Consider the following 15,068-nt stretch of genomic DNA (forward strand, 5'->3'; position numbering starts at 1 on the left):
TTGGGACAGCTCCTTTATGCTGTTAGCGCAGTTTGAATGATTATTTGGCAGCGTCGTAACGTTTGCCGACTTCATCCCAGTTTACAACGTTCCAGAAAGCGGCGATGTAATCAGGGCGTTTGTTTTGATATTTCAGGTAATAGGCATGTTCCCAAACGTCCAGGCCCAGAATCGGAGTTTGGCCTTCCATGATTGGGTTGTCTTGGTTCGGCGTGCTGGTTACAGCCAGCTTGCCGTCTTTGACCACGAGCCAAGCCCAGCCGCTGCCAAAACGGGTTGTAGCCGCTTTGGCGAAGTCTTCTTTGAATTTATCGAAACCGCCAAGCTCGCTGTCGATCGCTTGAGCCAAAGCTCCGGTCGGAGCGCCGCCGCCGTTTGGTCCGATGACTTCCCAGAAGAGGGAGTGGTTCGCATGTCCGCCGCCATTGTTGCGAACAGCGGTGCGGATGCCTTCAGGAACGCTGTCCAGATTGGACAGAAGATCGTCAAGGCTTTTATTTTGCAGCTCAGGAGCGCTTTCCAAGGCTGCATTCAAGTTGGTTACATACGTGTTATGGTGACGGTCGTGGTGAATCTCCATTGTTTGTGCGTCGATATGAGGTTCGAGCGCATTGTTAGGGTAAGGAAGTGCAGGTAATTGAAATGCCATGATAAATACCTCCTGTAAATTGTTTTTTTTAGATTATAGAATGTATAAGTTTTAAGCAGAGCTTAAGTCATTCTATAATCGCAAGAAAAACATCCGCTAAAGGCGGTCTGTTTTCTTAAGAAAGTACGTCGATAGACGTTTTTCTTCAAAGGAATCAATTTTAAAAATTGACCCCTATCATAAAGGATATTTGCTGCCGCAAAGGCATCCTTTATTGACCGGATTATGTAGCATTAACCTATCCAAATATAATTAAACCGTATTTTTTCAATTAAATCAACATTTATGTTTAAAAAGTCGGTTTTAAAATTTCCAGGCATGCATAACCCATATTATCCTTTACCCAATTTACGAAGTTTTATGCGCCTCTCGATAACCATTATATGGGTATTTGACTGTTATTTCATTGAAAACGCTTGCTATAAAGCGCTTTCAAAAGAAAAAGCGTGTATTTTAAAGAAAACTATGGTTTAATGGATGATAAAGAAGGAATTTAACGGTTTTTGTCGTAATAATTAATCTGGAATATTTGGATTATAAATGTGCCAGTTGGCCATTGCACAGAAGACAAGCCGCTATTAGCGGAAGTTTTCCTTGCGGTATAAGCGATGGAGGATATGGGCTCTTTGAGGCCTGTTCCTTTTTATGTCTTAAGGGAAGCTTGCTCTTCCAATGAATCCAAACAAGCTGACGAAAAGGGAGATTTAAGACATGCATGTTCGTTCCTTTCAGTTAAGTGATTGTACCAGCGTGACCGAATTGATGAAGATTGCTTTGTCGGAAGAGTGTTACCGGAATACGATAGGGCCGTTCTCAAGACAGCTTTCCTGGGATTCGGAACTGATTATGGTGGCGGAGGAAGACGGTGATATCGTGGGTGCCTTAATCGGAACGATTGAGCATAACCACGGCTGTTACTACCGGATCGCCATTCACCCGGACTACCGCCGGCAAGGCGTGGGCAAAGCGTTGGTGTCTGCCATGGAGCAGCGTTTTCAACTCCGCAAGGTAAGCCGCATCGTCATCGCCGGAGACGAGCACAACAAGGCCGCAATGCCGCTTTACGAAGCCATGGGTTACGGTGCAAATAAGATTCTGGAAGCCTTTCAGAAGCTTAGCATTATCAGTCCGCAGCATTAATCCGGACAAAGTAGGGGCAAGATTATCCCCATAATAAACCGGTCTTTATCCAATGATTTATGCAGGCAGTTTTATTGATTGAAAGAAGAAGAGACAAGCATTATTGTTAATAAACAATATTTCCCATATTGAGCATATCTTTACCGTCGTTGCAAAAACGCGAAAGATATGCTTTTCTGTATATAAGGGGAATTTGTCTAAAAAATGAGGTGTAGCATGAATCCAATTCAACAGCAAGAATCCGGATATTCGGGGAATAACCCGCCGGACACGCCGGAATCCGGACCGAAGCCGCGCAATCTGATTTCAGAGGTATGGGATTGGGCCAAGACAGTCGTTATTGCTTTTGTGATCATGATGCTGCTTAATTTATTCGTATTTAATCTGTCGATGGTTAAGGGTCAATCCATGCAGCCCACACTGTATGAGAAAGAACGGCTGTTTGTTGATAAAATCGTCTATAATTTCAAAGCGCCGAGCCAGGGCGAAGTTGTGGTGCTGCGTGATCCGAGCAACGGACCGGATAAAAAGGAATTTTTGGTCAAGCGGGTCATCGGCACTCCAGGGGATACTATCGAAGTGAAGGACCACAAGCTTTATGTCAACGGGCAGCTCCAGGTGGAGCCGTATACCGAGGTTGAGATTCAAGATCCCGACTTTGGGCCGCTTACGGTAGAGAATGATCATTATTTCGTTATGGGCGATAACAGGCATAAGGACGCCAGCAAAGACAGCCGGTCTTTCGGCTGCGTCAGCACTAAAGAGATCGTCGGCAGGGCCGAATTTATTTTCTGGCCGGTGTCCCAAATCAGAGGCTTGTGAGATGTTTCCACTAAGGCTGATAAAGGAGGCGCAACATTTTGACAAACATGAACACTTCCGCTTACGCTCCTCCGTCCTCGCCTTGGGAGCAGCTGAAGCGGGATATTAAGGAGGCTGCGGCCGATTTTGGCATCGACGAAATCGGCTTTGCTTCCGCAGATCCATTTATATCGTTAAAAGCGATTTTGCAAAATCACCGGGACCTCGGTTACGAGTCCGGCTTTGAAGAGCCGGATCTGGATAAACGCACTACCCCCGCATTGCCCTCCGCTGAACCTGCTTCCCTGATCTCCATCGCTGTTGCATATTCTTCCAAAATGAACGATGCTCCGAAGAATGAGCCCGGCAAATACCGGGGCGTTTTATCCCGCTCATCCTGGGGCAGGGACTATCATCATGTGCTGCGCGAGGCGATGGCGAAGCTGGAGGCTTATATCCGGGAGAGAGTGCCCGAAGCTGTTATGGAAAGCATGGTGGATACCGGAGCGCTGGTGGATCGAGCTGTGGCGCAGCGTGCAGGTATTGGCTTCAGCGGCAAAAACTGCGCCATCATATCCCCGAAATGGGGATCATGGATCTTTCTTGGGGATATGGTGACCAATATTCCGTTTCCCCCGGATACGCCTGTGATGGAAGATTGCGGGGACTGCACTCTGTGTATCGACGCTTGTCCGACCGGAGCGTTGGTAGGTCCGGGACAGTTGAACGCACAGCGCTGCATTTCATTTTTGACGCAAACGAAAGGGTTTCTTTCGGACGAGATCATGCGCAAGATCGGCAACCGTTTATACGGCTGCGATACATGCCAGGTTATCTGTCCGAAGAACAAAGGCAAGCACTGGACGCATCATAAAGATTTGCTGCCGGTGCCCGAGAAGGACCGGCCGCTGCTGCTGCCGATCCTGGATATGACGAACAGGGAGTTCAAGGAGAAATTCGGGGAAAGCGCCGCCGCCTGGCGGGGCAGAAAGCCGATTCAGCGCAATGCTGTTATAGCGCTTGGCAATTACAAAGACAAATCCGCGGTGCCCAAACTGGGAGAGGTACTGCTGAACGACCCGAGGCCGGAGCTGCGGGGAACCGCCGCCTGGTCACTTGGGCGCATAGGAGGCGAAGAGGCAATGGACATCATGAAAAAAGCCTTGGCTGGCGAGCAGGACGAGAAGGTTAGAGAAATGATCGAAAACGCCAAGGAAGAACTTCAATCGCAAACGAAAGCGGAAGCAGCAGAAACAAAAAACGGAGCACCGGAGGCATCCGGTTTCGGCGGAGAGCCGGAAACCATTTATTACGATGAAATGCAGTCCAAAATCGGGCCTTTAACATTATGCGCCACGGAAAAAGGACTTTGTTTAATAGAGTTTGGCAGCTTTAGCGTGAAGGAAGCCGTTCTGCAAAAATGGTCCCGCACCTGGTGCGGCGGCGGGGAGTTCGAATACGACGACCAGCGGCTTGCAGAGGCTAAACGGCAGCTTGGAGAGTATTTTGCCGGGCAGCGTCAATCGATTGATCTTCCGTTGGATTTGCGCGGAACGGCGTTTCAGCTACAGGTTTGGGCGACTATTGCCGATATTCCTTATGGGGAGGTCCGTTCTTACGGGGTGATAGCCGAGGCGATCGGAAGACCTAAAGCGCTGCGTGCCGTCAGCGGAGCCGTGAGTAAAAATCCGGTTCCGGTGGTCATACCCTGTCACCGCGTACTTGAAAGCGATGGCAGTTTGACCGGATACAGCGGAGGGCTGGAAATGAAGCGCAGTCTTCTTAGCCTTGAGGATGCACTTCCCGAAAGAAATACGCGGATCGACGAGTAAAGCGGCAAAGGGCTGACATGGGTTCCTGCCGTTTCAAAATCGGGGGAAGATTCATGAGATATGTAAGTATAGATAATGTAGAACCTGGACAGTTTCTGGGCAAAACGATATACTCCGGCAACGGTACAGTCCTTTTGTCGGGAGGGGTTCAACTGACGGTGTATATGATCAGTACGTTGAACCGGATCGGCGTTACCATGTTATATATTCAGGATCCGCTGTATGAAGATGTAGAGACGGATGACATGCTGAGCGAAGCCACCAAACAGGGAATCATCCAGGAAATGAGCAGTGCGTTTGAGGCGATTCGCTCGGGCAAGGAATGGAATACCCAGATGATCGGCACCAGTGTCGAGAATTTGCTTCAGGACGTGATCGGCAATAAGGAACTGCTGGTTCAGTTGACGGATATACAAACAAGCGACAACAGCCAATACATTCATGCCATGAATGTATGCTTGCTGTCTTCCGTCATGGGGATCAATATGGGGCTTAACTATCAGCAGCTGAAGGAGCTGGCGTCAGGTGCCCTGCTTCATGACATCGGAAAAAGCGGCATGACCGAAGAGGATGAAATTTTGCCTGGTCTCAGAACTCACCATACGTGGAGAGGTTTTGAGAAGCTGAAAAACAAAAGGGAATTTGGTCTTCTGGTCGCCCATGTCGCGCTGCAGCATCATGAACGGGTCGACGGCGCCGGGCTTCCACGGGGACTTGCGGGCGATGAGATTCATTTATATGCCAAAATCGTATCGGCAGCCGATACGTATGACCGTTTAATTCACCCGGCTCTCCCTGAGGAAAAAGCGCTTTTGCCGCATGAGGCTTGCGAAGAAATGATGGCTATGTCGGAAAAGCAGCTGGATTACGAAGTGCTTCTGCAATTTAACCGGATTATTTCCATCTATCCCAATGGCACGGCCGTCCGTTTGTCCACTAGGGAAACAGGGGTTGTCGTGCGGCAGCACCGCGGGCTTCCCGGCCGTCCTGTGGTCAGGATCGTACGCGGCGAAGCGGGGAATTTCGATGTCAAGGAACTGGATCTGGCGCAGGAAACGACCGTTTTTATCGAGGCGGTTTTAACGTAGAAATTCATTTGCTAGCCACGCGGGGGTCGTGCTATGATAAGTTCGTGTCGCTTAGCACGCAAAAGTATTGATTTATAAATATGAGGTGGCGGAAAATGCAATATGTCATTCCTGTGATTACGCTGATTGTCGGCTTGGTCGGGGGCTTTTTTATCGGCGCGTTTTATTTGCGCAAGCAAATGGAGAAAATGCAAAGTGACCCGGAAATGCTTCAAAAAGTGGCCAAACAGATGGGGTATAACCTGAACAACCGGCAAATGCAGAAAGCGCAGCAAATGATGAAAAACAACCCGCAGCTTCCGGGTAAAAAGAAACCGGGCGGCGGCAAGCGCAAGTAAGTCAGGATAAAAGACATCGGCAGGCATAGACATCTATGACACAGATCCTGATGACAACAAAGCAAACCACCGCTAAACGCGGCATGTCGTTTAACGGAAATGCTTTTTAATTTCAAAAAAATAAAGTCACGAGAGGAGGACATGCCGTGGCTGGCGTTAAAGATTACGCAAATACCAAGGTTCAACAGAATCGCGAACAAATTGAACATCATATAGGGCAGATTTTGAAGCTGATTGGCGAAGATCCGCAGCGCGAAGGGCTGCTTGACACGCCTGCGCGTGTTGCGCGGATGTGTGAAGAAATTTTTGCAGGATATGAGGTTGATCCGAGGGATGTGCTGGGCGTTACCTTTGACGAAAACCATGAAGAACTGGTTATCGTTAAAGATATCGTGTATTACAGCCAATGCGAGCATCATATGGCGCCGTTTTTCGGCAAAGTCCATATCGGTTACATCCCGAGCGGTAAAATCGCCGGTTTGAGCAAGCTGGCTCGTTTGGTCGAAGCGGTAACACGCCGCCTGCAGGTTCAGGAGCGCATCACGTCGCAAATCGCCGACATTATGGTGGAGGTTCTGCAGCCTCACGGCGTTATGGTCGTGGTGGAAGGCGAGCATCTGTGCATGTGTTCCCGCGGCGTAAAAAAACCGGGCAGCAAAACAGTGACTTCTGCGGTACGCGGTGTTTTCCGTGAAGAGGCCGCTTCCAGGGCCGAATTTTTATCCCTGATCAAAGAGTAGGCAGCAATAGAAAAGAGGCATCCCGAAAGGTGCGATTCATACCTTTTGGCGATGCCTCTTTTAAAGTTCCGGGGTCCCCGCAAAGTAATCGGAATAAGCTTCGAAGGTCACTCGTCACTTTGTGGGGTTATTTTAAGTTCCGGGGTCCCCGCAAAGTAATCGGAACAAGCTTCGAAGGTCACTCGTCACTTTGTGGGGTTATTTTAAGTTCCGGGGTCCCCGCAAAGTAATCGGAATAGGCTTCAAAGGTCGCTCGTCACTTTGTGGGGTTATTTAAAGTTCCGGGGTCCCCGCAAAGTAATCGGAATAAGCTTCGAAGGTCGCTCCTCACTTTGTGGGGTTATTTTAAGTTCCGGGGTCCCCGCAAAGTAATCGGAATAAGCTTCGAAGGTCACTCGTCACTTTGTGGGGTTATTTAAAGTTCCGGGGTCCCCGCAAAGTAATCGGAATAAGCTTCGAAGGTCGCTCGTCACTTTGTGGGGTTATTTTGCATAGGCGCATTGTCGATGTCCTTCTGCTCCGCCAGATTCACGTTACCCAGGAAAGCGGACACGCGGCGCAAATATTCACGCGGATGCTCGCGGAAAATGAGCTCATGATGACTTCCTTTAACAATCCATACGTCCGAGTAGGGGTTTGTTTGGTTTTCAGCCAATTTTTCCGCAATCGGATAAGGCGCTTTTTCATCTTCCGTGCCGTGGATAAAAAAGATCGGGAACGGATAATCCTCTTTTTTGACCTGCTGATACGGAATTTGATGCAGGCTGGTTCCGTTTAGTATAGGGAAAAGCAGCTCCAATATTTCAAGCGACGGATGCCGCGGCAGATCGATCTGGTTTTTGATATTGTGGTACAGCGTATCCGGCTCAAGCAAAAATGTACTGTCCAGAATCATGGCATCGATATCTTTCGACTGCAGTCCGGCCTGAAGCGCCGTGCCTGCCCCCATCGAAAAGCCCCAAACCACGATCTGTTTGGCGCCCCGCTGCTTGGCCAGCTCGATGGCTCCGAGCAGCTGCTGCGACTCGGCTTTGCCGCCTGTGGCGACGGCTTTGCTGGATTGTGAAGCGAAACCGTAATCGAACATCATGACATTAAAATTCATTCGGTGCGCGTAATGCGCCAGATCATACATCGGAATCCATGTTTCCTCACGGTTGGCACCGTACCCATGGCTGAATACGATCGTTTTCTTAGAACCGGCTGCGGGAATATACCAGCCCTGCATCATCCGGCTGCCATCCAATGCGGGGAAGGTCACATTTTCGTAGGGCATATGTTTGGCCTGCATAGGATTGGAGTACAGCGGCGCCACGTTCGGATTCGAAAGGACCCAAGCGATATATGCATGCAGCGCGATGAAACAGAAGATCAGGAAAAATAATACGGATAGCAGCAAAGCCACCAGAATATGTTTGAAACGAATAAGCCCCGGGGTAAGGGGAATGGGTGTTTCAGTCAGGGGGCGGGTAATTTGGGTGTCATTCTGCGTTGCCATGTTCATGTTTGCCCCTCCTTAATGTTATCTGCAAAATATGATATCGCTCCTAGTACAATGGCATATCCTATAATATAAGTTTACCTTTTGAACTTCGAAACGGAAATAAAAAAATTTACTCTATATCCTATGCCGATCAACGGCTAAAGTCAACAGCCTGCCCACAGACGTTTTTCTAAAGATATAAGAAAGCATAAACTTAAGAAACCCGCATCCTTTTTAACACAAGAAAAACATCCGCTAAATGCGGTCTGTCTTCTTAGTATAGTGCATCGATAGACGTTTTTCTGCAGCTTCCGGTATTTGCATGTCTTCTATGAAAAGAAAGGTTTATGCAATTAAAGTAGACTTTGACCGCCGAATTTTTTATAATTATTGTAACCATGTTTCATGTGTTGAAACACTATGGAGAGGCGGGAGCAGGTAATGGAAGACCGCAAATTGACCGTACGCGCCGTTGAGCGCGCGCTTGATATATTGATGTGCTTTACCAAAAGCAGCGAATTGGGACTGACGGAGATCGCCAGTCAGATCCATCTTCATAAAAGCACGGTGCATCGCCTGATGGCGACGCTTGAAGAGAAGGGGTTTGTGTCGCGGGATGCTGCCACGGAGAAGTATCGCCTCGGACTGAAAATCTGGGAGCTGTCGACGCATCTGTCGAGGAGCGATGATCCTGCGGCGCTGCTTCTTCCGGCCATGGAACGCCTGCGTGATCGGCTTGGCGAAACGGTCAGCCTGTATTTGCGGGATGGCAAAGACAGATTGCGCATCCAGGCGGTGCAGAGCAACCAGGCTATTCGCAGAGTGGCCCAGGTTGGAGCACGGCTGCCTTTGTACGTCGGTGCCTCCAGTAAGGTGCTTGTCGCTTTTGCCCCGGAGGAGGAACGTCAGGAGCTGTTTCAGGACCCGGATTGGCCGGACATGCCTGACTTTGACGGTTATCTCCGCATGCTTGAGGAGATCCGGGGGCGGGGGTACGCGACGAGTTTTGAGGAACGCGAGCCTGGAGCGGCTGCGGTAGCTGTGCCGATCGTAAACCGCAGCGGCGTGGTGGCGGCGGCATTGTCTGTCTCCGGGCCCGTCAGCCGGATTTCAACGGATACGCTGCATGAATTTGCCCCTGTGTTGAAGGAAGCAGCCCATGAGATGGGCCTGATGATATAAACATAATGAAAAGCCCGCCTGGCCGTGAATACGGCTCTGGCGGGCTTTTCCCATACCTTGTGTTATTTTTCGATATGTTCGTCAAACCAGCGCACAATATGGCTGAGTCTTCTTGTACGCAGGTAAGGGTTGCCGCTTCTCGACAAATCGTGGTTCGCTTCAGGGAAGCGGATCAGCTGCGTTTGCTTGCCGAGGCGTTTCAGGGCCACGAACAGCTGCTCGCCTTGCTCGATCGGACAGCGCAAGTCCTGTTCCCCATGCAGGATCAGAAGCGGCGTGGTCACGTTCTTCACGTAAGCGAGCGGCGAATGCTTCCACAGCTTGTCGAAATCAGCCCATGCATTGCCCCAGATCTGGTCTTCGGTAAAGTGGTAGCCGATATCGCTCACGCCATAAAACGAAAGCCAGTTCGAGATGGAACGCTGGGTGACGGCCGCCCGGAAGCGGTCGGTATGCCCTACGATCCAGTTGGTCATAAAGCCGCCGTAGCTGCCGCCGGTTACGCCGAGACGGGAACCGTCGACGAAGGGGAAACGTTCCAGAACATGGTCCACCGTTTCCATCAGATCCTGGAAATCGCGTCCGCCATAGTCGCCGCGTACGGTGTTGACATGCTTTTGACCATAGCCATGCCCACCGCGCGGATTCGTGTAGAAGACTGCAAAACCTGCGGCGGCAAGCAGTTGGAATTCATGCATAAACGTATGGCCGTACATGACCTGCGGTCCGCCGTGGATTTCCAGCACAGCGGGAACCTTGGTACCCTCCTTGAAGCCGGCCGGTTTGATAATCCAGCCCTGCAGCGGCCAGCCGTCGCCTGTCGTGAACTGGAATTCTTCCGGCAGGCTCAGCTCAAGCTCGCTCCAAAGCTCGCCGTTGCAATCGGTCAGGCGGGTTTCGGCACCTGTGGATAGTTCCATACGGTACAAATCGCCTGGGTTCAGCGGATCGGCAGCGGCAAATACGAAGCTGCCATCCGGAGCCAGGGCGAATTGATAGATTTCACGATCTCCCCCGGCGACGATCTCAAAGTCAGAGCCGTCGAGAGCGAAGCGGGCGATTTCTACGCGGCCGTTTTGGGTGACCTGGATATAAACTGACTTTTGGTCCGCAGTGTATAGAGGCGGTGTTCCCGCACCTGAACGCATGTCGCTGACACAGCTGTGTCCGAGTTGGATGTCCAGATCCGTGTACAATGCGCGGTATTCTCCGCCCTCGGCAGGGATGAGATGAATGCGTGTCAATGTCGCGTACCCGCAGGACATGTCATCTGCGAGCATCAGAATTTGCTTGCCGTCAGGAATGAAGCTGATGAATGAAATCCTGATTTTCCCATCGGTGAGCTGGCGGGCTTCCCCGCCTTCACGGCTGATCACATACAGGTCATTCGTTGGTCTGAGATCGGCGTCGGCAAACTCCTCGGTTGGCAGCTTTGTTGTATAGGCGATTTGGGTACCGTCAGGCGACCAGTCGAATGAGCCGATATCAAAAGCTCCGTCCGTAAGCTGCTCGCTGCTTTTTGACGCGATATTAAAAATAAATAAATGAGTTCTGCGGTTATTCAGCAGGCCGACTCCATCCGCTTTGCAGCGGATGCGGTCCACGATTTTCTCTTGGGGCCGTTTGGTTTCGTCTTTGGACATGCCGTCTACGGCTTCATCCGCATTATCAGGGGCCTCGGCTCTCAGCAGCAGCGCCGTTCCGTCAGGCGACCATTTAAACGCGCTTACGCCATGTTTGAGCCTGGTAACGACTTGCGCTTCCCCGCCATGCGCGGGCAGCAGCCATACTTGGTTCGCTTCGCCCTTTTTACGGAGAAAGGCCAGCTGGGAACCGTCGGGCGACCATTGCGGGGCCGCATCCTGTTCACCGGCGGCAAATGGGACGTCCTCGCCGCCATCCGGTTTGATCAGGCGGATTTGGGTTATGTATCCGTCCTGCTTGTCGTTAACCGATTTCAGTATGTATGCAGTCGCACCGCTTTCTGGAGAGACTGCCGGGTCGCTGACCCAATGCATACGGTACAGGTCTTCGGACGTGATCATGCGTTTCGTACTCATTCACAAAACCTCCTTAAGAAAAACATAATAATGACTTGTGAGTACATTATCCCAGAGATTGGAGGAGAATTCCAACCCACCCAGGCGCATCATTTTCCGAATACCTGCACCCTATTATTTTATTTTTGCTTTTGAATCCAGCTGGCGATATCCGTGATGAGTTTGGATGACACGTTAGCCGGTTTGGCGTATTCCGCACCGATTGAGATGCCGTCATAATCGACGAGCAGATGGTTCATTTTCGGATATGATTTGAATTCGACGTCGCTTCGTTTTTGAAGCGCGCTTTTCCATTCATTGAACTGTTTCATCGTTACTTGCCAGTCGTTTTCCCCTTGCAGGATCAACATCGGAGTATGTTGTTTTTGCGCCAGATCGGTTGGTTTGTAGTTTTTCTGCTCAAACCACCAGTAGGCAGGGGAAAGCGGGAATTTCTCCGGCATATGGTCCACCGTGTATTGCGGATCATTCACGAGTTTGGCAATGCCGGTCCAGACAGCTGCTTGTTGTTCGTATGGAGCGGCGTCCTGTCCTAATTTTTTGACGCGATCAATAAGTTCCTGCTGCTGTTCGATCAGCACGTCGGCAAACTTGGAGCTTGGGCCGGAAAGCGAAATGGCGCCTGCGATATCATGAGCCTTGTCGGCATCGATCATCAGCGGTATGGCGAAGCCCCCTTGGCTGTGACCTGCGATAAAGATGCGGCTGGCATCGATTTTTGGTGTCTGCTTCAGCAGATTGACCGCGGAGAGTGCGTCATCGACCGTTTCTCTTTTTAGCGTGAATTTTGGGTCTGCCGCCACCTTAAAGGTATGTTCATAAGTAATCTTGTCATAACGCAGTACGGCAATCCCTTTAGCGGCCAGGCCAACGGCCAAATCGCGCATCGGCTTCACCGCTCCGGACGAACTGTCGCGGTCATGCATCCCCGAGCCTTGTACAAGCACAACGGCAGGGAAGGGGCCATCCCCTTTCGGAAGGGTTAAAGTACCGGGCAAGGCCAAATCGCCTGTGCCGACACGCACTTCCTGCTCCGTATAAGCGGCAGGATTATCGTAAGCCGGTTTTTGGAATCCTCCGGTGTTGACTGGTGATGGCGAGAGGTTCATATCGTCAACCAGCCCGTCGGCATTCAGGCGGAGCGTGACGTTCAGAGGTGTCTGGCTTGTTTGCACCGTGTAGGTTACATTCTGGTGAATCGCGTTTTTTTGCTCGGTCTTTACTGGATTTCCAGGAGCGGCTTTTCCGTATACCTGTTCATAGTTGCTCCACAGCATGCTCAGGGTCTGAACCGGGAGAGCTTTTGCCAGTGCGGGGCTCATGTACTCGGCCGCTTTGGCTCCGTTGCCGGCTTGAAGCTCTTTCAGGAATAAATCAGCCGTTTGATTGGGCGCAGCTGGAGCGGAGCCGTTATTTTCGGTTTCATTTTTCTCAAAAATATTGATAATCGCGGAGGAAGGGACCGTCGCTTTGCCGTCATTCACCCGCACCTGGCTGCCAAGCTCTACCCGCTTGCCATTGAACATTCCGTGGGACATACCCTTGAATAAAAGAAGCTTATCGTCGCCTTTGGTCAGCGTGATGGTAAGGGCGGCCTGATCCCACTTCACATTTGCGCCAAGCTTGGCTGCGACCTCACGCACAGGCGCATATGAGGATTCTTTGCCGGAATCCGCTGCGGCTGCCACGGCGGGTACGGAGAGTGCCAGGACCATGGAAGCAATGGCCGCTTTGTAGAATTTCTGCGAGTTTTTTTTCTTCATCTCATATTCCTCCTCAGGAAAATCGAATTTCTCCTTTATATTGAAGGCATCTTTAACACGGATGAATGTTGTCTTAAGATATCAGATGCCAGTGAACCCTTTTTTAATGCAGAGAGGTGGCGGTCCTCCGTTATGTTGTGCCATACCGTGCGCTAGGGGCTATCCCTGATGTGTGGAAGAGTTTCACCGCAGCCGGCTACTTCCCGAAGAAGATGGCGGCAAGCACGGCGATCAAAATACCGGCAGTTACCATCCAAGCGGCGGGTCTGGCAAAGTTAACGGTCCAGCCGATCCCCATCCGTTTTTCTACGAACAGCGCCGGATCATTCGGGTTGTAATAGACAAAGCCCAGCTTCCAGTAGCGGTCATCATCAACAGCTGCAGTGCCTCCCCCGGGAGACGTCCGGTTGATGAGCCGTCCCCCCTGTCCGGTCGTCAATGAGAGAACGAAAGCCATGATGATGATCAAGGACGGGAATAGCAGGGACACAAGCATGACGATGCCGCTCTGCAGTTGAAATCTCATATTCAGCTGGATAAACGAAAGCAGAAGAACAATCATCATACAGGCCACGGCGTTAAACATAGACCAACGGAGCCTGAAAACGGCATTTTGCCGCGCGGATAATTCCGGATGGTCGGGGTTGATTTGCTGTTTGCTTTTGTGGATCATCCGGTTAAGGAACATGAACAATGCAATCAGGGCCAACTGGGTCAGGTTGGGGGCCAGCACCGCTTGCAGTGATTTGGCTGCGGAATGGGTGATTTCACCATGCGATCCAAACTTCATCGCGAGGGTGGCGGGAAATTCGTCGTAATATGCAAGCGCCAGAGCGGCACTGGTCAGCGCGATGGCAGCATGGAGTGCAAACCAGCGGTTGGAAATCGTTATTTTATGGCTCCGAAAGCGGGTATCCACCGCGATTTTCCCGCTTTTAATCGTATTGGGCGGAAAAGAAGCTTTGACCTTTTTCATTCTCAGGTAAAACGCCAGATTGATTGCCGCGGAACCTATGACCATCATCAAAATATACGAGGACAGCGCATAGGACTGACCGCCCTCATCCGTTTGCAGCAGCGTGAACAAGCATGCCGTGAGCAGCAAGGTGTATAGAATGCCGCTTATCCAGGCATATTGCTTGCGCATCCGGCGCAGCTGCGGGCTGTGGTACATTTCCTCGCTGACCGATATGCCGAAGCTGACGGTTTCCCTGGTGAGAAACGGCATGACCACAAGCGAGATGGCGATCGGGATGAACATGACCACCGTCGTTAAAGCTAATATCCAAATCATGATGTTGTCTCCTTTCTGCCATGCAGGATATCTTCATAAAGCGATTCTACGATTTGGAGCAGACGTCCCTTATTCATGCCGCGGCAAATCGCTTCCGCAATCAGTGGTCTAAGCTGCTCCGCCTGTTTTTGCTCATAGTCCGGGGTGATGCCCGGCATGCCGTCAGGGTTGACGACAACTCCTTTTTGCCGGTGGATTTGGATAAAACCTTCCTGCTTGAGCAGCGTATATGCTTTGTTGATCGTGTGCAGATTGACGCCGATATCCGATGCGAGACTTCGCACGGAGGGCAGATCTTCACCGGGTTTCAGTTCTCCGCTGGCAATGCCCTCGATAATCTGGTTCATCAGTTGTGCATAGATGGGAATATCCGACTGCATATCCAGACGGATGATCATACAAAGCCCTTCTTTCAATCATAATTTTGAAAATGTAACTGTTATACTACAAATATAACAGATGGGACAATAGGGTGTAAAGAGGCCATAAACATGGTCGTTAGAATCATTGCTAATGTAAGCATGAGATTGCTACGAGGCCAAATTGGTGTTTTACGAAAACGGAACAAGGAATGAGCATGAGTCTAAACGGAGAGATCTGCGAGTTCTAATGGAACAGGAATGGGTATGAGTTCAAACGGGAGATTCGTAAGCTCTAACGGAGCAAGGAATGGATATAAGTCTAAAAGGGAGAACTAT

Annotated in this window: 13 protein-coding genes; 7 read left to right on the plus strand and 6 right to left on the minus strand. The window is 50.6% G+C overall.

Annotation, left to right across the window (positions count from 1 at the left end; all coding sequences use genetic code 11):
* Positions 1-40: 40 nt before the first annotated feature.
* Positions 41-649, minus strand: coding sequence for a superoxide dismutase (locus L6442_RS03960; protein WP_212980256.1), 609 nt, complete (start codon positions 647-649; stop codon positions 41-43).
* Between the two features lie 711 nt (positions 650-1,360).
* Here L6442_RS03960 and L6442_RS03965 point away from each other — a divergent pair.
* The 6 genes from L6442_RS03965 to folE all read left to right on the plus strand — a co-directional run bounded on the left by L6442_RS03965 (position 1,361) and on the right by folE (position 6,588).
* On the plus strand, positions 1,361-1,789 hold the full coding sequence (locus L6442_RS03965; protein ID WP_194233543.1) for a GNAT family N-acetyltransferase: 429 nt from the start codon (positions 1,361-1,363) through the stop codon (positions 1,787-1,789).
* 216 nt (positions 1,790-2,005) lie between these two features.
* A complete protein-coding gene (gene lepB, locus L6442_RS03970) occupies positions 2,006-2,611 on the plus strand; it encodes a signal peptidase I (RefSeq protein WP_194233542.1) in 606 nt (201 codons plus the stop codon).
* Positions 2,612-2,658: 47 nt separating this feature from the next.
* Entirely contained in the window at positions 2,659-4,422 is a 1,764-nt protein-coding gene (gene queG, locus L6442_RS03975) for a tRNA epoxyqueuosine(34) reductase QueG (RefSeq protein WP_212980301.1), read from the plus strand.
* A gap of 53 nt (positions 4,423-4,475) precedes the next feature.
* Positions 4,476-5,510 (plus strand): HD-GYP domain-containing protein, encoded by a 1,035-nt coding sequence (locus L6442_RS03980; RefSeq protein WP_212980255.1) that lies wholly within the window; start codon positions 4,476-4,478, stop codon positions 5,508-5,510.
* Positions 5,511-5,605: 95 nt separating this feature from the next.
* Entirely contained in the window at positions 5,606-5,848 is a 243-nt protein-coding gene (locus tag L6442_RS03985; RefSeq protein WP_194233540.1) for a YneF family protein, read from the plus strand.
* A gap of 146 nt (positions 5,849-5,994) precedes the next feature.
* On the plus strand, positions 5,995-6,588 hold the full coding sequence (folE, locus tag L6442_RS03990) for a GTP cyclohydrolase I FolE (protein ID WP_212980254.1): 594 nt from the start codon (positions 5,995-5,997) through the stop codon (positions 6,586-6,588).
* A gap of 469 nt (positions 6,589-7,057) precedes the next feature.
* Here folE and L6442_RS03995 read toward each other — a convergent pair whose 3' ends face one another.
* Positions 7,058-8,086, minus strand: coding sequence for an alpha/beta hydrolase (locus L6442_RS03995; protein ID WP_373871841.1), 1,029 nt, complete (start codon positions 8,084-8,086; stop codon positions 7,058-7,060).
* Between the two features lie 426 nt (positions 8,087-8,512).
* Between L6442_RS03995 and L6442_RS04000 the strand changes: the two genes are divergently transcribed.
* Positions 8,513-9,253, plus strand: coding sequence for an IclR family transcriptional regulator (locus tag L6442_RS04000; RefSeq protein ID WP_212980252.1), 741 nt, complete (start codon positions 8,513-8,515; stop codon positions 9,251-9,253).
* A gap of 62 nt (positions 9,254-9,315) precedes the next feature.
* Here L6442_RS04000 and L6442_RS04005 read toward each other — a convergent pair whose 3' ends face one another.
* The 4 genes from L6442_RS04005 to L6442_RS04020 all read right to left on the minus strand — a co-directional run bounded on the left by L6442_RS04005 (position 9,316) and on the right by L6442_RS04020 (position 14,768).
* Positions 9,316-11,313, minus strand: coding sequence for a S9 family peptidase (locus L6442_RS04005; protein ID WP_212980251.1), 1,998 nt, complete (start codon positions 11,311-11,313; stop codon positions 9,316-9,318).
* A gap of 119 nt (positions 11,314-11,432) precedes the next feature.
* Positions 11,433-13,076 (minus strand): alpha/beta hydrolase family protein, encoded by a 1,644-nt coding sequence (locus L6442_RS04010; protein ID WP_212980250.1) that lies wholly within the window; start codon positions 13,074-13,076, stop codon positions 11,433-11,435.
* Between the two features lie 196 nt (positions 13,077-13,272).
* Entirely contained in the window at positions 13,273-14,370 is a 1,098-nt protein-coding gene (locus L6442_RS04015; protein ID WP_212980249.1) for a DUF1648 domain-containing protein, read from the minus strand.
* Positions 14,367-14,768, minus strand: coding sequence for a GntR family transcriptional regulator (locus tag L6442_RS04020; RefSeq protein ID WP_212980248.1), 402 nt, complete (start codon positions 14,766-14,768; stop codon positions 14,367-14,369). The genes L6442_RS04015 and L6442_RS04020 overlap by 4 nt, the downstream gene beginning before the upstream one ends.
* Positions 14,769-15,068 lie beyond the last annotated feature (300 nt).

This window comes from Paenibacillus azoreducens (assembly GCF_021654775.1).
Lineage (GTDB): Bacteria > Bacillota > Bacilli > Paenibacillales > Paenibacillaceae > Paenibacillus_AQ > Paenibacillus_AQ azoreducens.